This window comes from Clostridium sp. KNHs214 (assembly GCF_000744935.1).
GTDB lineage: Bacteria > Bacillota > Clostridia > Clostridiales > Clostridiaceae > Haloimpatiens.
The window spans coordinates 141,536-165,990 of sequence record NZ_JQMW01000011.1; the positions used below are offsets into that span (position 1 = coordinate 141,536).

Annotated in this window: 20 protein-coding genes and 1 pseudogene; 5 read left to right on the forward strand and 16 right to left on the reverse strand. The window is 29.4% G+C overall.

The window, feature by feature from the left end:
* Positions 1-4 precede the first annotated feature (4 nt).
* A complete protein-coding gene (locus CC89_RS09405) occupies positions 5-1,741 on the forward strand; it encodes an ATP-dependent metallopeptidase FtsH/Yme1/Tma family protein (protein ID WP_035291580.1) in 1,737 nt (578 codons plus the stop codon).
* A 189-nt stretch (positions 1,742-1,930) separates the two neighbouring features.
* Here CC89_RS09405 and CC89_RS09410 read toward each other — a convergent pair.
* The 3 genes and pseudogenes from CC89_RS09410 to pepF form a co-directional block, all read right to left on the reverse strand.
* Positions 1,931-2,503: pseudogene (locus CC89_RS09410) on the reverse strand (rhomboid family intramembrane serine protease); the annotation flags it as partial.
* 30 nt (positions 2,504-2,533) lie between these two features.
* A complete protein-coding gene (locus CC89_RS09415; protein ID WP_035291584.1) occupies positions 2,534-3,583 on the reverse strand; it encodes an HD-GYP domain-containing protein in 1,050 nt (349 codons plus the stop codon).
* Between the two features lie 306 nt (positions 3,584-3,889).
* Positions 3,890-5,683, reverse strand: a complete 1,794-nt coding sequence (gene pepF / locus CC89_RS09420) for an oligoendopeptidase F (RefSeq protein WP_035291586.1) — start codon at positions 5,681-5,683, stop codon at positions 3,890-3,892.
* A 389-nt stretch (positions 5,684-6,072) separates the two neighbouring features.
* Between pepF and CC89_RS09425 the strand changes: the two genes are divergently transcribed.
* Positions 6,073-6,384, forward strand: coding sequence for a hypothetical protein (locus CC89_RS09425; protein WP_035291587.1), 312 nt, complete (start codon positions 6,073-6,075; stop codon positions 6,382-6,384).
* An 8-nt stretch (positions 6,385-6,392) separates the two neighbouring features.
* Here the strand turns inward: CC89_RS09425 and CC89_RS09430 are convergent, their stop codons facing one another.
* From CC89_RS09430 to CC89_RS09445, 4 genes are all read right to left on the reverse strand, one after another.
* Positions 6,393-6,824, reverse strand: coding sequence for a Fur family transcriptional regulator (locus CC89_RS09430; RefSeq protein WP_035291589.1), 432 nt, complete (start codon positions 6,822-6,824; stop codon positions 6,393-6,395).
* Between the two features lie 12 nt (positions 6,825-6,836).
* Positions 6,837-7,385 (reverse strand): manganese efflux pump MntP, encoded by a 549-nt coding sequence (locus tag CC89_RS09435; protein ID WP_035291590.1) that lies wholly within the window; start codon positions 7,383-7,385, stop codon positions 6,837-6,839.
* 846 nt (positions 7,386-8,231) lie between these two features.
* Positions 8,232-9,686: an aminoacyl-histidine dipeptidase gene (locus tag CC89_RS09440; protein ID WP_035291591.1), complete on the reverse strand. Its 1,455-nt coding sequence runs from the start codon at positions 9,684-9,686 to the stop codon at positions 8,232-8,234.
* An 84-nt stretch (positions 9,687-9,770) separates the two neighbouring features.
* Complete coding sequence (locus CC89_RS09445; protein ID WP_035291592.1) at positions 9,771-10,637, reverse strand: DMT family transporter; 867 nt, start codon at positions 10,635-10,637, stop codon at positions 9,771-9,773.
* Between the two features lie 726 nt (positions 10,638-11,363).
* On the opposite strand from CC89_RS09445, the gene CC89_RS09450 reads away from it, so the two are divergent.
* The 3 genes from CC89_RS09450 (at position 11,364) to CC89_RS09460 (ending at position 14,365) form a co-directional block, all read left to right on the forward strand.
* On the forward strand, positions 11,364-12,386 hold the full coding sequence (locus CC89_RS09450; RefSeq protein WP_185750727.1) for an LCP family protein: 1,023 nt from the start codon (positions 11,364-11,366) through the stop codon (positions 12,384-12,386).
* Positions 12,387-13,041: 655 nt separating this feature from the next.
* Positions 13,042-13,497, forward strand: coding sequence for a hypothetical protein (locus CC89_RS09455; protein WP_035291593.1), 456 nt, complete (start codon positions 13,042-13,044; stop codon positions 13,495-13,497).
* Positions 13,498-13,711: 214 nt separating this feature from the next.
* Positions 13,712-14,365, forward strand: coding sequence for a sensor histidine kinase (locus CC89_RS09460; RefSeq protein WP_185750728.1), 654 nt, complete (start codon positions 13,712-13,714; stop codon positions 14,363-14,365).
* An 18-nt stretch (positions 14,366-14,383) separates the two neighbouring features.
* Here the strand turns inward: CC89_RS09460 and CC89_RS09465 are convergent, their stop codons facing one another.
* The 9 genes from CC89_RS09465 to CC89_RS09505 form a co-directional block, all read right to left on the reverse strand.
* A complete protein-coding gene (locus CC89_RS09465) occupies positions 14,384-14,935 on the reverse strand; it encodes a transposase (RefSeq protein ID WP_035291596.1) in 552 nt (183 codons plus the stop codon).
* 732 nt (positions 14,936-15,667) lie between these two features.
* Positions 15,668-16,627 carry an LCP family protein gene (locus CC89_RS09470; RefSeq protein WP_035291598.1) on the reverse strand — a complete coding sequence of 320 codons (960 nt, stop codon included), beginning with the start codon at positions 16,625-16,627 and terminating at the stop codon, positions 15,668-15,670.
* Between the two features lie 259 nt (positions 16,628-16,886).
* Entirely contained in the window at positions 16,887-18,401 is a 1,515-nt protein-coding gene (locus CC89_RS09475; protein WP_051931661.1) for a peptide ABC transporter substrate-binding protein, read from the reverse strand.
* Positions 18,402-18,592: 191 nt separating this feature from the next.
* Complete coding sequence (locus tag CC89_RS09480; RefSeq protein WP_035289540.1) at positions 18,593-19,729, reverse strand: ISAs1 family transposase; 1,137 nt, start codon at positions 19,727-19,729, stop codon at positions 18,593-18,595.
* A gap of 61 nt (positions 19,730-19,790) precedes the next feature.
* The gene (locus tag CC89_RS09485; RefSeq protein ID WP_035291599.1) at positions 19,791-19,970 is read right to left on the reverse strand and encodes a hypothetical protein; all 180 of its coding nucleotides are present in this window, start codon (positions 19,968-19,970) and stop codon (positions 19,791-19,793) included.
* Positions 19,971-20,383: 413 nt separating this feature from the next.
* Positions 20,384-21,073: a YveK family protein gene (locus tag CC89_RS09490; protein WP_035291600.1), complete on the reverse strand. Its 690-nt coding sequence runs from the start codon at positions 21,071-21,073 to the stop codon at positions 20,384-20,386.
* A 304-nt stretch (positions 21,074-21,377) separates the two neighbouring features.
* Positions 21,378-22,619 carry a serine hydrolase gene (locus CC89_RS19520; protein ID WP_051931663.1) on the reverse strand — a complete coding sequence of 414 codons (1,242 nt, stop codon included), beginning with the start codon at positions 22,617-22,619 and terminating at the stop codon, positions 21,378-21,380.
* Positions 22,620-22,815: 196 nt separating this feature from the next.
* Entirely contained in the window at positions 22,816-23,718 is a 903-nt protein-coding gene (locus CC89_RS09500) for a DUF2156 domain-containing protein (protein WP_035291601.1), read from the reverse strand.
* 23 nt (positions 23,719-23,741) lie between these two features.
* Positions 23,742-24,311, reverse strand: coding sequence for a GNAT family N-acetyltransferase (locus CC89_RS09505; RefSeq protein WP_035291602.1), 570 nt, complete (start codon positions 24,309-24,311; stop codon positions 23,742-23,744).
* Positions 24,312-24,455 lie beyond the last annotated feature (144 nt).

Here is a 24,455-nt window from a genome sequence, read left to right on the forward strand (position 1 = left end):
GTTTATGGATAAAAATAAGAAGAAACTAATATTTTTACCACTTATACTAGGAATTTTATCATTAACATGTTTGATATATTTTAAACTTCCCTTTAATAACGCCTCTGAAAAAACCTATCTAGAATTTATGAAAGATGTTTCGCAAAATAAAGTAGAGAGTGTTTATGACACTACATCACCAATTATAAGTGTAAAACTAAGGGATGGTAAAATATATAAAACAGATAACCCTAGAAAGGAAGATTTTAAAGAAAAACTTCTAAAATCAGGCATAAAGGTAAAAGAAGAATCTTTAATAGACTTAAAATTTTTAATACCTTCACTAGGAATTTTATTTTCTGCTGGAGTTATTGGACTGACTCTTTTAAACTCTAATAGAACTGGTAAAAAAGGACTATTTTCTGTTTCTTCCATAGATACAGAAGCTATAAAAGAAATATCTTGTGATTTTAATAGTGTAGCTGGAAATGAAGAAGCTAAAGAAAGTTTAAAGGACATTGTAGACTTTTTAAAGTCCCCAGAGAAATATAAAAAATACGGTGCAAGAATACCAAAAGGAATAATACTTTACGGGGATCCTGGTACTGGTAAAACTCTTTTGGCAAAAGCTATAGCCGGTGAAGCAGAGGTTCCATTCTTCCCTGTGTCTGGTTCAGATTTTGTACAAGTATATGTAGGAGTAGGGGCTGGAAGAATAAGAAGTTTATTTAAAAAAGCCAAAGCCCACAGAAAAGCTGTAATATTTATAGACGAAATAGATGCCATTGGTAAAAAAAGAAGTGATTCTAATTCCGGTGGTGCCGAAGAAAGAGATCAAACTTTAAATGCCCTGCTTACTCAAATGTCAGGTTTCCAAGAAGAAGAGGGTATTGTTGTAATAGCTGCTACAAACAGATTAGACATACTTGATGAAGCTTTATTAAGACCTGGTAGATTTGATAGACATATAGAAGTATCTCTTCCCGATGTTTCTGCTAGAGAAAAGATATTAAATCTTCACCTTAAAAATAAACCTTGCAAAAATATAAAGATAAGGGAATGGGCTAAAAAAACAGCGTACTTCTCTGGAGCAAAACTAGAAAGTTTAGTAAATGAAGCTGCCATACTTGCTTGCAAAGATAATAGTACAAATATTGAAGACATTCATATGGACAAGGCATACTCCATTGTTTTAGCTGGATATGAAAAAATAAATAGAGATTTTATAAAAGAAAAAGATAGAACCATCACTGCTTATCATGAAATAGGACATGCCCTTACTTCAATGCACGTTCTTCCAGAAGAAAAAGTTTCAAAAGTCACTATAATACCAAGTACCAAAGGCGCGGGCGGTTATACTTTAAGTATTCCAGAGGATAACATGTATCAAAGTAAAGATTATTTATATAAAAGAATCATGGTAGCTCTAGGTGGACGAGCTGCTGAAGAAATAACCTTTGGAAAGGATCACATAACCACTGGTGCATACAATGACCTGCAAAAGTGTACAGAAATAGCCTTCAATATGGTTACCCGATACGGAATGGGAGAAAATTTAGGCTTGCTTTCCATTAGTAATCTTTCATCTAATGGGGAAAATACCAGTGAAATTCTTAAGGAATGTAGAGATTTAGTGGACTTTCTTTACACAAAAACAAAGGAGTTACTTGTGCAAAACAAACAACAGCTTTGCGATATTTCAGAACTTCTAATGGAAAAAGAAACCCTTTATTATGAAGACCTTAGTGGGCTAGTGGGCTAGAAAAGCTTCGCTTTTCTATCCCCTTTTTTAATTAAAAAATTTTTCGCACAGCGAAAAATTCACCTTAACTAGACCCCTAGCACTCTGGCACACTAGTACACTAATCTCTGGATCCCTAGCACTCTGGCACTCTAGCACACTAATCCCTAGACCCCTAGCACACTAAATACGACGTACTGAAAATACAACTTAAAGTGTATCTTCTCTTTTAAATAATAACATACTCACTAGTACTCCTCCTATAAGACCACCTAGGTGCCCAAAATTATCTATGTTAGAAATGGATAATCCTATTATTACGTTCACTAAAATTACAGATATAATATTTCTCTTAAATTCCTCACCTATAACTTTTCTCATCTTTATTGACAAAACTAAAGCAGCGCCTAAAAGCCCAAAAATAGCTCCAGAAGCTCCTATAGAGACTCCATTTGAAAATTTATAACTAAAAAAGGACGATGTAATTCCAGATACAAAATATATTAAAGCAAACTTTAACTTTCCATAGGTACTTTCTATTAAAGGTCCTATGGCATAAAGTGCATACATATTTAACGCTATATGCATAAGTCCACCATGTAAAAATGTACATGTTATTAGTCTATAATACTGTCCCGCATCTATCAATAAATTAAGTTTTGCCCCTAGATAAACTAGCACTCTTATATCTATGTCAAATATATTTTCTGAAAGAAATGCGCTTATTAAATACATAATTATATTTACAGCTATTAAAAAATATGTAATAAACCATTGTTTATTTTTTCTCATATTTCCTCCTAATAATTTATTTTAGCTTAAGCCTCTTATAGTGACATTAGTAATTTCTAATAAATTTAATTCTTTATATGAAGATTGGTTGTAGTCATCAAATATTCTTATAATAGGTCTATCTGGATAACCTGAATTTTGTCCAGAAACATATCCTGATAAACCATTAGATAAATCTACCTTTACTCCTAAAGGATAAACAGAAAAGGTATTTCTAAACTTTACAATCATGTTTTCATCAAAAGCATTACCACTGCCTGCTAATACTAATTCGTAAGCTTCACTAGGGGAAAATCTTTTTCTATAACATCTATCGCTACTAACTGCATCATACACATCGCAAATAGCAACAATTCTTCCATATTTAGAAATATTATTTCCACTTAATCCATAGGGATATCCCCTTCCATCTACTCTTTCATGATGTTGTAATACCGTATTCAACACAATATCTGACATGTAAAACTTTTTTTCTAATATATCTTTTCCATATATGGGATGTTTTCTTATTTCATTGAACTCTTCTTGTGTAAGCCTTCCCGTTTTATTTATAATTTTATTAGAAATTTTAGTCTTACCCACATCATGAAGCACCGCTCCAGTAGCCAGCTCCTTTATTTTGTCTTTTTCAATATTTAAGGAGGCCGCTAAAAAAGTTGCCATTATACTAGTGTCTAAGCAATGTATATATGTATAGTTATCATAAGTTTTTATATCATTAAGACTTTTATCCACATCCTTATTCTCTAGTATATACTCCACTAGGCTCTGAACCTTTTCTACACTCTCTCTTACTTCCTTTTCTCCATTTAAACTTACATTTTTAACAACTCTAGACAAGCTTTTAATGGCGTATTGCTTTAATTCTGTAAGTTCTTCATCTTCTACTTTTATATCCTCAAGTCTTTCATCTTTAATATATATGTAGTACACACCTAAATTCTTTAGTTTTTCTAAATATCTATCCGTAATAGTTATGCCCGCCTTTAATAATATCTGTCCATCATCCCCTAGTATACTTTTCCCTAATATCTCCATTTCCTTTACATTATCTATACACTCTAACCTCATGTTGCACCCCTCGTTAGTAAAAATTTTACTTGCGCAGTCATACTAGTGTTAGTTCACTATGAAAATTTGTGATTTTCTACATAAAACACACCATATCATATGACTTAATCAAATTATTTTTAGATTCATCAGTAATTTTCTTAAAAAGAATATCTTATTCTGGTGAAACTTAAAAGAGCTTATCCAGTATGGTGCCAGCTGTAACACTCCATTGGGCAAAAACAAAGGTTACAGCTGGCACCACATAAGATAAATAAATTTATTTCTTTATTTATTATCGTATACAAAGATAATGTTTTAAGTGCTTTATTTGTCTAGCATATCCAAAAGTTCATCAAATCTCCTAATAGTATCCTCTAAAGGTTTTGCAGTAGCCATATCTACTCCAGCTCTCTTTAAAATATTTATAGGATAATCAGACCCTCCACTTTTTAAGAAACCTTTGTATTTTTCCACTGCTTCTTCTCCTTCATTTAAAATAGCAGTGCTAAAGGAGTTAGCTGCGGCATAACCAGTAGCATATTGATATACATAAAAATCCGAATAAAAATGAGGTATTCTAGCCCATTCCATCTCTATCCCCTCATCTATTATCATATCTTTTCCAAAATATTTTGCATTTAAATCCTTCCATATCTTGCATAATTCTTCACTAGTAAGAGGCTTGCCAGTTTCTAAAATTTCATGAGTTATTTTTTCAAATTCTGCAAACATTATTTGTCTAAACACTGTAGTTCTAATTCCTTCTAACTGTTGGTTTATAAGATAAAGTCTTCTCTTTTCATCTTTCTCCTTATCTATAAGATCCTTTATTAATAGACATTCATTGGTTATAGAAGCTACTTCTGCACAAAATAGTACATAATCTGAGTATATAAAAGGTTGATTTTTTCTTGAATAATAAGAATGAATTGAGTGTCCCATTTCATGAGCTAATGTGGATACATCATCTAAACCATAGTTATAGTTTAAAAGCACATAAGGCATAGTATCATAGCATCCCCAAGAATAAGCTCCACTTCTCTTACCCTTGTTTTGGAATACATCTATCCAACCATTGTCCACTCCACTTTGGAATATGTCTAAATATTCTTTCCCTAAAGGTTTTAAACCCTCCTTAACTATTTCCACACCCTCCTCAAATTCTATATTAGCCTTTGGAGTATCTATTACTGGCACGTACAAATCATACATATGCATTTCTTCTACTCCTAAAAGTTTCTTTTTAATTCTAACATATCTATGAAGAGAATCTAAATGCTTATTTATGGTTTCTACTGCATTATTATAAACCTCTAAAGGTATGTTATTAGGCTTTAAAGAACTCTCTAAAGAACTTTCAAAATTTCTAGTTTTAGAAGTGACTATAAAGTTCTTAATAGAAGATGTTAAAGCTGTAGCAAAAGTATTTCTGAATTTATAATAATTTTCATATAACTTTTCAAAAGCTTCTTTTCTAACCTGTCTATTTTTACTTCTTAAGAAATTAACATAGTTTCCTTCACTGAGCTCCACATCGTTTCCTTCTTCATCTTTTATATAAGGGAAACTCATGTCTGCATTAGCTAACATTCCTCTTATATTTCCTGGTGCATTTAGACAATCTGAAAGAGAAGCCAAAATCTCCTCAGTCTTCTTATCCAAAGTATGTGGTTTCATTTTCAATATGTCTTCCAAATAGAATTTATACATGTTGAGTTCTGTCACTTCTTTCATGGATTTTGAAATACATTCTTCTTCTAAGGACAATATTTCAGGCTGAAAAAAAGCTCCAAAGCTCATAACCTCTGCAAGATACGCATCTATTCTATTTTTAATTCCCTGAAAAGTATTATTTGCTGTGTCTTCATCGCTTCTCAAATGAGCATAAACATATAACTTTTCTAGAAGTCTTGACACTTCTTCTTGAAGTTTTAAGAAATTTAGAAGTTCCTTTCCCTCTGATAACTTACCACTATAATTTGAAAGCTTTGGTGCCTTTTCCTTCAGCACATTAAAATCCTTTTCCCAAGCTTCTAAGTCCCCATAAACCTTTTTAATATTCCACTTGTATTTTTCTGAAATTTCTTCTCTGTTTTTTAACTTTTTAACATTTGCCATTACCTGCTGCCATAGCCCAAAACTATCAGCAGCTTCACCCCCTTCTCTTTAAAAAATACCTAAAAAACAATTATAAAAAAGCACAATTTAGTAATATTATAACACAATTCCTAAGTTTTACTCCTATAAATCATTAAAAAATTCTTTTAAATTATTTGCATTTTTAATGATAATTTTTGCATACTATACATTTTATGGTATTATAAATATAAATAAGAAAACTTATTATCAATCACCCGAATATCTTATTTCTAAACTTTATTTATTTACTTTATTTGATACTAATATATGAATAACGCTAATATAAATTTAAAATTAAATGTTAAAAATCAAGTACCACAACTATGAATTAGGCATTTAAAACGGTAGATTAAAATCGAGGTGTTATTATGAAAAAATTTTTAATTTTTATATGTATTATATTTTTTACAATATTTATATTTCTAAATATTTACTCCATAAAAAAAACTAAAAACATAGGTGGAGCTGTTGAAAAATACAGTACTACTGGTATATTTAATAAATATAAATTGTACCGATTGGACAACTGGGAAGTGGAGTTTTCCGATGGCAATATGTGCATAGTCTCCGTGAAAGGTCTTAAGAAAAAATCTCCTCATGATTTAATTAGCTATAAAATGCTTTTAGAAAAAAATAAAAAAGGACTATGGAAACTTAAAAAATTCTACCAAAATCCATAGCCCCTATTCTATTTCTTTTTATTTTTACCTATACATTCTTCACATATACCTTTAAACTTAATATCATCTTCCAATTCAACCATTGCAAAGCCTGTCTTACCTTTTACCATTTCTTTTATTTGTGGTATAGGACAGTCTATTTCTACCTGCTTATGACAAAGCTCACATTTTAATATATGCTTATGATTATCTTCTTTAAAAGTATACTCGTACTTTCCTTTACCTATATCAAATTTTTGTACTAAATCTTTTTCATAAAATAGTTCTAGTGTTCTATAAACTGTAGATAAATCCACATTTATACCATGCATTTTACAAGTTTCATATATGTAATCTGCACTTAATGATTTTTCTTCCTCAATTAAAAGTTTTAAAATACTGAATCTTGCTCTTGTGCATTTCATATTATTATTTTTCATAATAGACTTATATTTTTCCATACAATCATCCCTTTAAAAAAATACCATCTTAAGTCCAAACATTATAAGTATTACTCCACCTATATAGTCCGCATAAGCACTTACAGTTTTTATCTTTTTTAAATACCTACACATACTGAAAGCTATGCTAGTCATTATAACAGTTATAAATCCTATGTAAAGTGAATCACTTAAAATTAACCAATTACTTTTTATGCTATTAAGAACTGTAAAACCAATTACCATGGCATCAATGCTCACAGACATTCCCAGTATAAAATAAGCCTTTGTACTATCTATAAACTTATTTTCTTCATGTTGAAACCCTTCTTTAAGCATAAGTATTCCCACCAAAACTATTATTATACCACCAATAACCTTTGGCATTTCTGCTATATATGAGTTAAATAAAATTCCTGCATAAGCTCCCACAAAAGCAAAAAAGAACTGAAAAAATCCAAAAGAAACTATATATGGCACACTTTTTCTAAATTTTAAATTGCATATACCAAGACTAATAGCCACCCCAAAAGCATCTAATGAAAGTGCTAAAGCTATTAAAGTAAGTTCATAAAAAGTCATCTGCTATCTCCCCTTATTTTTGTAAATCAAATTCTATCAGTAGTTAGTCCCTAATATTTGTTTGGTACTGTTATCTAACTACTACAGGTGATCAAAACCCATTAGTAGTTAATACCTAATCCTCAGTGCCCAGTTAATAATCACTGTTCACTATGTCTAAAATGAAGAATAAAGCTCTTTTAGAAGCTAACTATAATTGAAATTTGCAGGTAAGTAATGAGTAATAGCTAAGAAGTAAGAGTTAAGGATAAAACTCAAGGAATTTTTTATAATTACTTTGTAAGTAACAGGTAATAAGTAATAGTTGTGGTGAAAATTCAGCTTTGCTAAATTTTTTAAAGAAACTCTTACCTTTTACCTATTAGTTCTTACCTTTTCACTCTTACTTCTTACTTCTTACTTCTTACTTCTTACCTACTCTACAAATTCCTATTTTATATTCTAAATTTTAAATTAAAAGCCCTTATTAATCTAATGTAGAGCTTGAACTTTACTTGCCAAAGTTGAGTTATTAACTCTTAATTTTTAATTATTCTCTTATTATCCCACAAAAATCATTACATTACTTGAATTATGAAATTTCTCTGTAATAACTGACATAAGAAGCAAAGGAAGCTTTCTAAATTTAATTTTAGAAATTCTTCTTTTAGACAAATAAAATTATCGTAAGCCTTTAAAGGACACCAGGCTAGGAAACCTGAGGCAGGACGCCAAATGTGTGCGCTAGATAATTTTATATGGCTAAAAAATTAGAATTTATTAAATTTATTGTTTCGAGCTCTTATGCAAGTCATGGAGGAGAAATTTCATAATTCCAACACATTGTACTTTATTGTAGATTAATCATTATCTAACTCTCTTAAGTATTTCTAATAAGTATTTCCAAACTCTTTCTGTAGAAGATATGCTTATGTGTTCTTTTGGTGTGTGAACATCATACATGTTTGGTCCAAAGGATATCATATCCATGTCATGGAATTTTCCTGAGAATAATCCACACTCAAGCCCTGCATGTATAGCTGCTATTTCTGGCTTTTCTCCATATATTCCTTCATAAGCTTCTACACATATTTCTCTTAATTTTGAATCTGCTTTGTATTGCCATGCTGGATATGGTGCAAAAGTTTCTATTTTAGCTCCGTAAGCTTTAGCTATAGCAGCTGCTCTTTGGTGTATTTCTTCTTTTAGTGAATCTACAGAACTTCTAGTAGCACTTATAAATTCTATGGAATCCGCTAAAGTATTTACTACACCTATATTACTTGAACTTTCTACAAGTCCTTCTATAGCCATGCTCATAGTTTGTACTGAATTTGGTATTAAAAGTAATATATTTATAGCTTTCTCTAAAGTATCTCTTGAAAATACTTTTTCCACATTTTTATTAGAAGTAGTTAAACTTATGACTACATCCTTATCTGCATTTTCCAGTTCTGTCTTAAATCTTTCTGTCCATTGATTAACTTTTTGCTGTAAAGCATCCATTTCTTCTTCTTTAATTAGAATTACAGCTACATTTTGCCTTGGAATAGCATTATCTTTTTCTCCTCCATTTATAGACGCTACTTTTAGATCCATAGAATTCATAAGGTCATTTAAAAATCTACCCATTAACTTGTTTGCATTTCCTCTTCCCTTATTTATTTCCATTCCTGAGTGTCCACCCTTTAATCCATGTACCTTAACTTCTACAGTCTTTAAACCTTCCACCTTTTCAAATTTCACTGGAAGAATTATTTTATCTCTAAGTCCACCGGCACAGCTTACAAGAAGTTTTCCTTCTTCTTCTGAGTCTATATTTAAAAGTAATCTTCCACTAATATCAGCTGGGTTTAATCCTTGCGCTCCACCCATACCAGTTTCCTCATCCGTAGTAACTAATAATTCTATTGGTGGATGAGGAATATCTGAAGATGCAAGTACTGCAAGTCCATAAGCCACTGCAATTCCATCATCAGCTCCTAAGGTAGTTCCTTCTGCTCTTACAAAATCTCCATCTACTTTAATCTTTAGTGGCTCCTTTTTAAAATCATGTTCTAAACCTGGTTCCTTAGCACACACCATGTCCATGTGTCCTTGAATAACAACTGTTGGAGCATTTTCATATCCCTTTGTAGCAGGTTTCTTTATTATTACATTTAAAGTTTCATCTTGAATTACTTCTAAATTATTTTCTTTAGCAAAACTAACTAAGTAGTCACTTACTCTTTTTTCATCTCCTGAACCTCTAGGTATTTTGGTAAGCTCTTCAAAATATAAAAATACTTCTTTTGGATTTAAATTTTCTAATACTCTACTCATTTTTATATCACCTCTTTATATAATTAGCGGTTTCCCACCTTTTTCCTCTAGCATACTAGTGAACTATTAAACTAGATAGCTATATTACTTCTCTCCTAATGTTATTATAACCACTGAAATAAGTATTAGTATACTTCCAAATATAATAATTGGAGTAAGTTTTTCTTTTAAAATTATTACTCCTAAAATAAGACTAACTATAGGTTCTAAAGTGCTTAACACTGCTGCATTAGACGCTCCTATTATCTTAACACCTTTTAAAAAAGCCATGAGTGCTATAACTGTAGATATAAATGAAATCCCTAAAATAGCTACTATGGATTGAGCTTTTATTGCTGTAACAAGACTGCCTGTACATATAGCACTTATGAAAAGTATAGATGAAGATGCAATAGATAGATAAAAGGTTGCGCAAAACACATCCATCTTTCCTATAGAGCTATGACCAGCTGATATTATATAAAAAGAATAAAATATTCCTGAAATAATAGCAAAGAATACTCCTACAGGAGCTAAATTTTCTTTTCCTCCTCCTACCAATAAATATATGCCTATACATGAGAAAATAAGTGCAAATATTTTTGGTTTTTTTAGTTTTTCTTTGAAGAATATTACAGAAATAATTGTCACTACTATAGGATATATAAAGTGCATAGTGGTAGCTAGTCCAACAGACATATAATTGTATGCTAAAAATAAAGTAAGACACCCTACTGCATAACTTCCACCACCAAATATAAATACATCTCTTAATTCCTTTTTATTTATTTCAAAGCTTATTTTTTTGACTATCATAAGCGGAAATATCATTATTGCTGCAAATAAAAATCTAAATGCTAAAACAGTTACAGCATTAACTCCCCCCTTATAAGCAATCTTAGCAAGTATAGGCATAACTCCAAATGCTGCTGCAGAAAGCATTGCATAAAAAACTCCATTTATTCGCCTCATATGTACATTCCTTCTTTTTAGTATTATAGTATGTTATTATTTTATATTCCAAATAAATCATAAACAATATACTCTATTAATTCAATATGTTTTTTTAATTTCATTATTATAAAGCAATTATTAACTTAGGCACACTCAAATAAATAACAAGTCAATATGCTAGTCTATTTTGCGTCATACCGTGCAATCAAAACCCGCCGATAGTCCTACCAAAGGCGGAACCAGTTTCCTTGTCTAACACAAAATATACCAGCATAGTTAACTTGTTATTTCTTTTCATGTACCTTATTTCAGAGTTCAGTTGATAAAAACATCTAATTTTCTATGGAATTTATAAAACCTTATTATTTATCATATTCACTAGAAAACAGAATATAATTTTTTTAATGCAGCAGCCTATTTTATTAAGAACTTTTAAAGAAACTTTATCCTTAAATTTCCAACTTTAAATTTTTATTTTAAACTGCAAAAGTTGAATATCATAAGAATTTATCCACTGTAGTAACACTCTATATCTACATTATAGAAAATTCACGTCTTTTTCTTCATAATAAATTTACAACTTATTTAAACTTATTTAAACTTTATGTTACTTTTTTGTCATAACTAATCCATCTCTCAGTGATATAATTTGAAATGTTTTATTAAAATAAGTACTTATGAAAGGAGGTACCATAAGATATATAAATTGTAAATAATTTTATAAATTTATCTTATGGATAAAAATTGACAAGAAAACAAAACAAAACTAAAAATAAATCTGGAAGTATATTTAAGAAAATACTCATAATGCTTCCAATAGTGCTAATTATAGTTGGATCCTGCGCTTATTTGTATACTCACAATTTGTTTAGTAAAGTAAATAAAAAAGAAATATCTCAAAAAGATTCTGATTTGGGGATAAAGAAGGTTGCAACTGAAAAAGCAAAGGACGACATTATCAATATAGCTCTATTTGGAGTAGATACAAGAGAAAAAAACGACCCTAAACACTCTGATTGCATAGTGGTATTAACCATAGATGAAAAGCATAAAGACATAAAGCTTTCATCCGTAATGAGAGACACTTTTGTTGAAGTTAAAGGTCATGATAAAACTAAAATTACTCATGCCTATGCTTATGGAGGTCCAGAGCTAGCTTTGTGGACGCTTAACAATAATTTTGATTTAAACATAAAAAAATATGCTACAGTGGATTTCTTTAACCTAGAAAAAATAGTAGATATACTAGGCGGAGTACAAATTGACGTAAAACCAAATGAAATCAAATATATAAATAAATTCATGGGAGAAACTTCAAAAATACTTCACGATTCTGTACCAACTCTTACAAATTCCGGAGTTCAAGTGCTAAATGGAAGACAAGCTGTTTCCTATGCTAGGATTCGTTCCACCGCTGGCGGCGACTATGAAAGAACTTTAAGACAAAGAGCAGTATTAAATGCTATTATTGATAAAGTAAAGAACAAGAACAAATTAGAATATCCATCATTAATATCTAAGTTTCTTCCTCTTGTAGAAACAAATTTAGATTCTAATGAAATTATGTCTATTGGAAAAGATGTTCTTATTTCAAATATTACAAATGTTAAGCAAGCTAGATTTCCTTTAGATTCCAGTAGTGATGGGAAGAAAATAAACGGAATTTGGTATCTAGTTACTGATATAGAAGAAACTAAAAATAGTCTTCATGATTTTATATACAATGATATAGAACCTAAAGGTAATCATAACGAAGAACGAAATTAATTACTATAAAGAGGATCAGAAATTGCTCCTCTTATTTTATTTTCTAATTTTTATCTACCTCTTAAGTAAAATTTAAAATCTATAATTTTGTATAGCTCCTTTACTTAGGCACATTCAAATAAATAACAAGTCAGTATGCTAGTTTTGCGTCATACTGCGTCATCAAAATCCAATGATAGTACTCCTAGCGCCGTAACCCACTTCCTTGTCTCACACAAAGTATGCCAGCATCTTTGACTTGTTATTTCTTTTCATGTACCTTAGCTGAAAAAACAAAGCTAGCTTTTGACTTTAAAGAGCATTTTAATTGTTATTCCTAAGATAAATTCATATTATCAAAAAGATTATTATTAAAAATCCAAAATTTTTAACAAAAATATCATATTATTTATATAATTATTGCATTTTTTGAATACATTTGTTGTTTTATGTGGATAACAATAGATTTTTATGCTATTATTATATGTATATTAGTATACTACGTAATGGTATATTTAATGCATAAAATTATACACATATATTAATTATTAAACATTAAGTATTTAATAATTATATATTAATTTTAACTTTAGAAGACTATATTACTTTTATAATATAATTTTATTCTATTATGGATTTTAAATTTTAATAGATATTCTTAAGTGGGAGCTTTATTATGATTAAATTGGAAATTTTTATAGGTTCTATTATTGAATGTTTTTTTGTAATAGGTACTGGTTTAAGTTTTTTGGGTATTTACTTAAATTTTAAGACTCTTTTAAAAACTAGCTTAGTTAATGGAATAATTCTGTACTTTATTAGAATTATCTATTTAAATAATAAAATTCCACTAGGCTCCCATACATTCATAATCATGATAATAATTATATTGTATTTAACATTATTTCTTAAAATATCCTTATTAAAATCAATTATTTCTATATTAATAAGTTTGGCATTAGTACTTTTGGGTGAAGGTATTTTTATACCACTTTTAAAGGGAATTATACCAAGGTTATACAAGAAGTTTGGTTTAGCAATTATTGCATTTTTTATATCCCACTGTTTCTTAATAATTTCATTTTTTATAAACTACTCAACTAAGAAAACTATAATAAACTTAAATAAATAAAATGATTGTGAGGATGATTTTTATGAATTCAAATTCTAAAGCGTATATCCTCATCGCTTTAATTCTAATTCAAAATTTAATAGTTTTATTTGTATCCAATAATGCTATACTAATTTGGGAAAATATTAGTTCTTCAAGTTTCAAATATCCTATAAGCATTTGGCTAATAATGTTAATACTGAGCTTTTGTTCTTTTATATGCCTTTATTTTATTATGAATATAATAAAAGAGGAAAGGGAATCAATAAAAGAATTAAATAATTCTAAAGAAGTAATCGAGGCCTTACGTGGACAGAAACATGACTTTCAAAATCATCTAAGTGTTATATCTGGATTAATTCAATTAGGCAAGCCAGAAAAAGCCTTAGAATACACTTTTAATATATGTGGAAAAACTAATGAAGTATTTTCCATATCAAAAATTAAAAATGTAGAAGTGGCAGCGCTTCTTTATAGAAAATATGCTATAGCAGAAAATAGCGGAATTACAGTTGAACTATACATAGATTCTTACTTAGAAAATATAAAAATACCTTCATTGGACTTATGTAAAATTCTATTTAACTTAATTGACAATGCTATATATGAACTAGAAAACTCCGAGGCTGAAGAAAAAATTCTGTCTATTTCCATATGCCAAACGGATGCAGAATACACCATATCCATAACAAATTCCTCTCCAATTATTTCAGAAGAGGTTCAAAGTAAACTTTTCCAAGTGGGTTTTTCCACAAAAGAAGGTGATGATCATGGTCACGGTCTTCCTATTGTTAAATCTATCGTTCATAAAAATAGTGGAAGAATAACCGTGGAAAGCTACGAAGATGTAGGTACTATATTTACTGTATTCTTACCAAAGAAAAAATAATCGACATATGCCAGGCACCTATCGACATTTTTCGGTAGGTGCCTGGCACCATTGTTTATACTCTTCTCTACAATTTTTCTCTGTAAAAAAAGAGAGTATCCTATTAGAATGTATGAGCTTTTCTTTTTTTTCACCTATATACATAGCATAACTACTCCAAATATATTCCTCTGGTTTTTCTACTATTTTAGCTTTTACTGGATTCAGATGTATATATTTACTGGCATCTAAAATATATTTTTCACCCTGCACAATTTTCCACCCATATCTTTCTTGAAACAAATGTCCCACCAAATTATAGTTATTGTTAAAATATTTAGCATATGTTTCATTTGTTTTTTTCATAATTTGACTAATTATTATTTCTCCTGTTTGTATTAACAAATGTACATGGTTTGTCATCAAACAGTAACAATATAATGTACCTTTATACTTTTCTAATGCTTCCTTTAATATATTTAAGTAAATTATATAATCTAATTTCTTCATAAAAATATTACTTTTGCGATTTCCCCTTGTGGTTATGTGGTATATCGCTCCTGGATACCATATCAACCCTTTTCTTCCCATATTCTTCTCCTTTCTAAATAATATTAATATATTTATTTTACTTGATGCACTACTTAATTAAATTTTATTTTTAATACTTTAATGGCCGTTTTATATATGCCGTTTGGTAATATGCCGTAAATACATATTTTATTTCATTTGATGTGTTTTCCATTAATTATAGTAATTATATACAAATAGATAAATCAAGCCAATAACATATATTTACCATTTAAATTCGTAATTTGAAACTCATCCCAAAATTTTTTAACGAAATAATACGGTTTTAGGGTGTTATTACAATCAATATTTATCCAAGAACCTATGTAGATTTAGTGTATAAATTGTATATTACGAATTGAAGATTTACCATTTAATGTTGTACAACATGTTACACAACATTTATTAAATAACCGCTTTAATTTATAAATTTACTTTTAATTTATATTTATAACCTGTATTGGTAATTAGTAATTCTCATTAGCAATTTATATTATGCAATTTATATACTAGCATCAATGTTCTTTAATTTACATTTTATAATTTATATCATTATAAATAATTATTGTCATAATACAAAATTATTAAACATTATTTTCACTAATTAAAATATACTGATTTAAAAAGATATCTTTTATTGATAAAAATAAAATGTACATAATAACAAAAAAAAATCCAGTGATTTGCTACATCACTAGACTTTTTAAAATTTTTCTACAAAATCTCTCATCAATCGTCAGGTGCCAGGCACCTCTATTGAAAAATGAATTCATTCATTGCTTTTTTTGTGGCTGGTATGTCTGTAACTAAATACCATATACTATTTATCATTTGACCTTTGGAATGTTCTTCAAAAGGAAATCTTTTTTGTTCTACATAAGTTATATTAGAAGTTACTACCTGAGTAGCTAATTTCATTATTTCACCTGTACTCATGCTAGTTTGCACTTTTGATGCCATATCTGGAATTATACCTAATAGCTCCTTCTTATTCATCTTTAAAGCCTTATTAATTATTGCATTAAGTACCGTCCTTTGCCTTTCAGTTCTTCTATAATCTCCACCACTAGTATGCCTTATTCTACAATATGCTACAGCTTGAGCTCCTGATAGTGTTTGCTTACCTGGATTTTGTACTTTTCCTGCAGATTTTTTTGTTACTTTTTCCACTTCAACAACATGACTATTTATTAATTTCACTTCATCACTTTCAACATTTATTTCTACACCGCCTAAACTATCAATAATATCCGCTAATTCAAAGAAATCTACTGTTGCAAAATCTTTTATATTAAGACCAAAATTTTCATTTATAGTCTTTATCGCAAGTTTAGGTCCTCCATAAGCATACGCATGATTAAGTTTAGTTTTACCATATCCATCTATATCTACATATGTATCTCTCATTATAGAAGAAATTTTTATCTTGTTATTTTTACCATCCAACGTAACAACCATTATTGAATCTGAACGACCTGCTCCACCTTTTTCTCTAGTATCTATACCAAAAAAAGCTATATTAGTAATACCATTAAGTTTAGATTTTTTCTCAGCTTCTTCATTTACCGCCAACTCTACTGGATCCTTTACCAAATCTACTTTTTTAACATTTTTTATTCTAGAGTAAATATATCCAAAAACTCCACCTAAAAAGACTACAGCAACTAAAACTACTGTTAATATTATTTTTAAAGCCTTACTCTTCTTTTTCACATCTCCATCTCCTCTAACTAACGTTTTTTGTTATAAATAATCATCGAATTCACCATTTTTATGCTATAAACATTACGGCATTCTCATTCACTTATATAACCACTTGTATATAGCTGTTCATAGACATTTATATGTATATACCTATAATTAACATTCTACCACCAGTCATAAAAACTGTCTACTATTGTGACATTTTTCCAAAAAAAAATCGGTAGGTGACTGTCACCTACCGATTTTTGTCAATATTTGTTATTTACTACTATTTGCTTCTACCTTCTGTATAAGCATATTTTAGCTCAGTACTTCCAAATAGTGGGGTCATTAAATTCTTTACATATTTATATACATAGGTATTCCTTGTTGGGAATCCTGTTGGAGCTATAGCAGCTTCATCATAAAGCAATATCTTTTCAGCTTTTTTATAATTTTCAAGTCTTTTAGCTACGTCCATAGTATTTTGAGCTTCTGTAGTTAGTTTGTCATATTCTGCATTTTTCCAAAAAGTTGGAATATATGCTGTAGCAGATATAAATCCATCAAAGAAAGTGTTTGGATCATTATAATCTCCCGACATAGTCATACTTGCTATTTCAAATTGCCCATCATCAGTTTTCTTTTGGAATACTGGCCATTCAACATATTCTGCCTTTAATGTTATGCCTAATGTTTTTTTATACATATCTTGTAAGTATTCTGCATATGTTCTATACCATTGATCAGTACCTGATTGCAAAAATGTAACTGTTAATTTAGATGGATCTGGATTCATTCCAAGTTCCTTTAATCCTTTTGCCAATAATGCTTTTGGATCTGCATTTTCCTTTATTAAATTTTGAATTGGTTCCTCGGCCTCTTCTCTGAATTCTTTGTCATTTACTAAAACTGTTGGTGGCACCCAACCATAAGCTGGTTTTTGACGTCCTTTAAATATAACGTTACATAAGTCATCTCTTGTAACACCTATAGAAAACGCTTTTCTAACGTTTGCATTTTTAAATAGTTCATTCTTAGTATTAAAGAATATATAATCTGAAATTGGTTTATATCCCTTTATGTTGTTAAATTTACCGGTCTTATCAAACTTTTCAATCCACTCTTTTTTAGATGCACCACTGAAATCTAATGCTCCATTGTAAAGTGAATTATACATTGCTGATTCATCTTTTATAATTTTCATGTTAGCCTTTTCTAACTTTACAGATTTTTCATCCCAGTATTTATCATTTTTTTCTAACACCATCTCACTATTATGAGTCCAGCTCTTTATTGTAAATGGGCCACAATATGCCATAGTTTCTGGTCCTGAACCATATTTATCTCCATATTTTTCAACCATATCTTTTCTTTGTGGTAGAAAAGTTTTGTTATAAGTTATTTGGAAAAAATATGGGCAAGGTTTTTCAAGAGTTATCTCTAAAGTTTTCTCATCTAATGCCTTCATCCCTAAAGTATCTACTGCCGCTTTACCTTTATTTATAGCTGCTCCATTTTTGATAACATATAATAAGTTAGCATAAGGAGCTCCAGTTTTAGGATCTAGTGTTCTTTTAACTGAATAAACAAAATCCTCAGCAGTTACTTTTTTACCATCTGACCACTTGTAGTCTCTTAAGTAAAACTTCCAAACTGTTCCTTCTTCATTATGTTCCCACTTTTCTGCTCCTGCTGCTTTAACTACATCCTTTCCATTTTCTTGTTCAAGTCTAGTAAGTCCCTCTACGGTTTCTGTCAATATTTGTGAAGCATATATATCTGTACCTTTAGATGGATCCAATGTTTTAGGTTCCGCTCCTAAATTGCAATTGATATACTGCTCCTTATCAGGGCAAACGCATCTTTATATTGTATTTCTTTCAATATAAAGATGCGTTTTTATAAAATATGTAAAATAAATGAGCTACTATAAATAAAGTGAATATTGAAAAAACTATTCATAGACTTTCCCTAGTGGTATTTTAATATTCTTTATTCTTTACCTCGTAGAGGGTCGAAAATAACTTTTTCTAGATATTTTTTATCTAATGCACATTTAACTTTTTTTATATTTAAACTTTTCTTTAAAGTTTTTTCTTGTCTAAGTAGATTTAAGGCTAAATGTCGTAAGACAGCCAAATTTTCAGCTGAATTATCTTTTCTAGCTCTACATTTATCCTCATTAAAAGATACGTCTAAAACCCAATGGAGCTTATTTTCTATACCCCAATGTTGCCTAACTGCATTTGAGAATAACTCTATAGACTCTAAACTTGTTATATAGTAGCTTCGCTCAAAAGTTTCTTTATCTCCTACAATTCGTTTTCTTTCAACCATACCTATAGATTGAATGTTTCTCCAGTCTTCTTTATTATCTAGCCATGAAATTTCATTAACTAAAAAGTATTTTCGTGCTTCAATTCTCCCATGATCTTTATCATGAGTAGTATGGGTTTGTACTTTTATATCTGTACTTTTATATCTCAATATAGAGTCAAAAAATAATTCAACATTGTCATGAAGAGTTTTCTGATTTTCTTTTAATGCCAACACATAGTCAGCCTCTTTTTCTATAATAACTTCTGCTATTTTCTTTTGAGTTCCCATAGCATCAATTGTAACAATAGTATCTTTTAATTCTAATAGTTCAATTAATTTTGGAATTGCTGTGATTTCATTTGATTTATCATCTGTTTTGATTTGCCCTAAAACTACCTGATTCTGATTTGCCCAAGCACTAACCATATGAATTGATTTTTGATTTGAACTATTACAAGATGATCCTCTCACTGTTTTACCATCTATAGATACTACTTCTCCATTTACTAATTCAGCTAAATTCTTCATTAATTCATTAAAACATTTTTGAAATTGTTTAGGATTTATTTGGGAAAATACCCTATTGAATGTATCATGTGAAGGAATTCCATTAGGTAACTCAAAATATTGCTTTAGCCACTCTTCACTTGACTCTCCAAATTCTTCAATTTCATTATAAGATTCCATTCCACTGGTTACAGCACATAGTGCTATACCGATTATATCTATAAATTTATGTCTCTTGTTATCGCCTCGTGGGTCTTCGACCTCATTAAATGCATCAAATATTATACTTTCAATATCAAACATGTTTGGTTTAATAATAATCTTCCTTTCTATCTTTTGTACAATTTAAATTATAAGCATTATTTCAACAAAATAAAAGGGCTAGCGCCAAAAAATCATATGCGTTTGCCCTGTGCTCCTTATCCATCTTAGCCTTGCTTGAGCTTCCTCCTTTATCTCCAGATTTTTTATCACATCCCACCATTAGCCCCGAGGCCATTAATGTAACTGCTAAAACAGCCGACATTAATTTTTTTGTCTTCATGAATAAACACCCCCAATGTTTTTAATAAATCATAATATACATTATTCATATTTTGCCCGTTTATGAAAAATATTATATTATACTTAAATTATTCTGCATTTATTTTAAAATTCCTTCTTATTTTTTAAAATATTTTTATAATTATGAAATTTACTTTTTTACTGTTTGTTTACACTATTATATATATATTAAATATTTTTTAACTTGTACTAATATTTTTTAATTATTCACTATTGGTAACCATCTCCAAAATAAATGAACACAAATACTCAAAAAATAATCTAAAGTCCATCAGCTATATTTTAAACTGTTGGACTTTTCTTTAAACTAAATAGTCTCATTCGACAGGTGCCTGGCACTTGTCGAATGAGACTGTCCTACGGTATCTTTTGGTTTTGTAAATACACATATTCCTAGTCTTGATTATGTTCTGGAATTACCCCCACAACAGGTAAGTCTAAAATTTTAGTTATATCTTCATCAGTCTTTATAGTATTATCCATATATTCTAAAAGAAATGAAACTCCTACAGATACCATAAGTCCCAAGAAAAACGCTATTGCAACATTAAGTTTCTTTTTAGGTTTTATGGGTTTTTCTGGCACTTGAGCCTTATCCAAAACCTGAACATTTCCACCTGGTATTGCCTTTGTAGCCTTTCCTATAAAAGCCTCTGTAAATATATCCGATATATATTTAGCTTTATGAGGATCTTTATTTTCCACAGTTATGTCCAATATTTGTGTATCTGCTTGAGGTGTTACTTTAACAATTTCTTGAAGTTTCTTTACACTTATCTGCAAGTTTCCTTTTTCTATAGTTTCCTCTGCCACAGAATCCAGTTTTGCAATTTGAGCATAGGTTTTTACAAGCTTTTGATACATCATAACTTCATTATAGTCATAATTTTTACTTACACTACTTGATGCATTCCCTTTTCCCACTACTACACTTACCTTAGATTGATATGTAGGTGATATAACAAAGAAACTTATAACTCCTGCAATAATAGTTGCTGCTAACGTAATACTAATTATCAATTTTACTCTCTTCCTCAAGATCCAAAAAAATTCTCTAAGATCTAAAGTCACTTCTTCTTCCATAATAACCTCCGTAATTAAAATCATAATAAATATTTATATGTTACTTTTTCACATAACAAGAAATATAGTGCCACCAATATATATCGGCAACTTCCGGCATAACTTTTTAGTAAAATTCACTTTTCTATTAAATCTTTTATAATTATTAACCTATAATCAATCTTCCATAGAAATATACACTAGAAATATTAGTTCTTTCATTAAAAATATTTATAAATAAAAAATAATTGCTCTCAATTTAGTAAACTAAGCATAAGACCTTTTCGACAAAAAATAACAAGTGCCAGGCACCTGTCGAAGACAGTTACTTGGCAACGTTATGATGGTTGTATACTATTTTTGATAGTATTGCTATCTTTTCTGATGCATTACTTAATCCATCTGAATACATAACAAATATATACGGATTTTCTGTAAATACTATGCCTACATCATTTGTATATGAACCATAATTTCCTATTTTATGGGCAACTATATCCTTAGGAATATATTTATCTATTCTATCATGAAACACTGTGTTTTTCATAGAATTTATTAAATGTGCATTGTATTTTTCATTTCTACCTTCATACAATTCTTTTAATAAGATAAATTCCATTTCTGGAGTTATTATATTATCTCTTGTGTCTATATGAATTGCTGTAATGTCAGAAACATTTTTTCTAACAGCTTGTACCCCACCAAGACGACGTGATAACATATTAGTGGCTATGTTATCTGAGTATATAATTGATAAATCCAATAATTTTTGTACTGAAATTGGCTTTTTAAGTGTTGTATTCATTTGATTTTGTAGGATACCAGTTCCAGATTCATACATGGAAGACCTGTATTTTAGACCTTCATATAATTCCAAATTTCCTTCTCTGACCCTATTATAAGCCACAATATTCATTCCAACTTTATATGTACTTGCAGCTGTACATATTTTATTTCCATTAATACTTATTTTTTCACCAGAAGTTAAATCATAATATACAAAACCTACTTTGTCTATTTCTTCACCTAAATATTTTTTGATTTTTTCTTCAAGAGATAACCCTTCATAATCACTTTCTAAATACCAACCATCTTCTTCGCAAACCTTATCATATTGTCTTAAATTTTGTTTTGTTTCTAAAGCTTGCTTTGTTTCATTATTATATATTCCTGTTTCTTCTAGAGCATTCTCGTTTTGAAAACGTTTAATTACAGTAGCAGTAGTCTCCCCATATTTACCATCCACTTCCAGATTATATCCTATATTGTAAAGTTTCTTTTGAACCTCCACTACTTTTTCTCCACAATCACCTTGCTTAAGCAAAATCACCTTAGCCTCTTCTAAAGTTCTATTTCTTTCTTGTTTCTGTTTTTCCTCATCCTTTAATTTTTTTTCTAAAACTCTTTTATCATCGCTACTAACTTGTCCCTCTTTTCCCTTAGCCAATAATTTTTCTCCAGCTATTTTTTCCCTAGTTTTACCTTCCTTGTAATTTGCCACCCCAATAGCACTAGAACTGCACATTATAATTAATAAAATAATTATAATGACTGTTTTTTTCTTCATTTTTACCCCTTTCCCCCTTAAATTACTATAATCCCCAAATGAATATTGTAAAGTAATCAAAAACAATGTATTTTTATTATGTAAGTTTGGAATTTATAATTAAAGTAATAATATTAACAGTTTGTAATGAAATAATCCATCGTTACGACGACAGGTGCCAGGCACCTGTCGAAAACAGGAAGCCTGGCATCATTCATTATATATTTACACAGTATTTTTCTTCTAATTTTAAAGGACTATATGATTTTTTCGCCTTTCTAAGACCTTCGATACCTAAATCTTGTTCTCTATTTATATATTTTACATCATTTAAATATTTTTCAGCAAAAGTTTTATTTATAAATGCATATATTCCTCTTATATCAGCAATTCCCTTTTCAATATGAATAATGGCCATTTCATCATTTACTCTCTCCCCTATAGTAAATGCTGCTACTTTTCCATCTACATAAACTGCCATTCCTTTAAGATTAAGCCCTTCCATATGTGTTAAAATTTCTTTTATTCCCTCTAATTCATAATCAATATATATATTTTCACCATTTTGCGCATCCTTTTGATGATGCCAAATTTCTGAAGCTCTTACACAGTCCTGCTTAACATTAGATTCCAAAAAATCCTTCACTTCATAATTATAATTCTTCACAAAAAAATTATAATGATTTTTCTTTGAATGAAGCTTTTTTCCCGAAAGAGTTATTAGTTTTTCACTATCATATATATAATCAAAATTATCTATATCCTCACAAATATGAGCTTTTTCACCATATATTTCTTTTAAATCTTCAATAAATAAATTTTCTACATCTTTAAACAAATATGGCATACTATTTTTTTCCCTATATTTCTTTAATTCTTCTATTATATATTTAAGATTTTCCTTAGTGTATCCTATAGGTTGCATAAAGTGATATTTGCCATTGAAATCTCTTTTCTTAATAATAAGTGCATCATTGAACTCTACATATTGAATATCACAACCTTTTCTCCATATTATAAGACTAGCAAAAGAATACTCACTAGTTGCAAATTTATAACTCTTCAAATATTTATAAAAAATGTCTTTATCATCAATATTTAGTGGTTTAAATTCTAACATACACATTCCTCCTCGTATTTTTTTTAATAACCATCATTAGCACGATTCACATCTTCCCACTCAAACCTCAAAACACCATAAAGATACATATCATATCGCTTTCCATCTCGATGAATAAATTCACGATAAATGCCCTCTCTTTTAAAACCAAGCTTTTCATATAAATTTATAGCAGGCTTATTATATGATAAAACATTAAGTTGTATCCTATGAAGATTAAGTTCTTGAAATCCAAAATTCATAGTAAGTGCCAACGCTTCTTTACCAATACCCTTACCTCTATAATCTTCATCACCTATTCCTATATATATTACAGCAACTCCATTATTCCACTGTATATTTTCAAATCCCGTAACTCCTATAAATTTATCATTTTCCATGTCTTTAACTGCAAAAATAAAACTATCATTAGACTGTCTTACTTCTTTTATCATAAATTTTAACTCTTCTTCAGTTCTAGGAAACGCAGCTACGGTATCATATACCCTTAAAAAAGACAAATCATTATACCATTGTTCAAATATTTGCAAATCACTTTCCTTTACCGAAGTAAGTCTTATATTTTTTCCCTTTAGCAAATTTTTTATAAACATATACAACACCCCACATAAAAATTCGAAACTACAAATGTTTAAAATTAACAAATAATTATTATCCATCTATAAATATTATATATTACAAATTTATTTTTAACAACCCCCCTAGGGTATGATCAACTTCGACAAAAGTCGATCAGT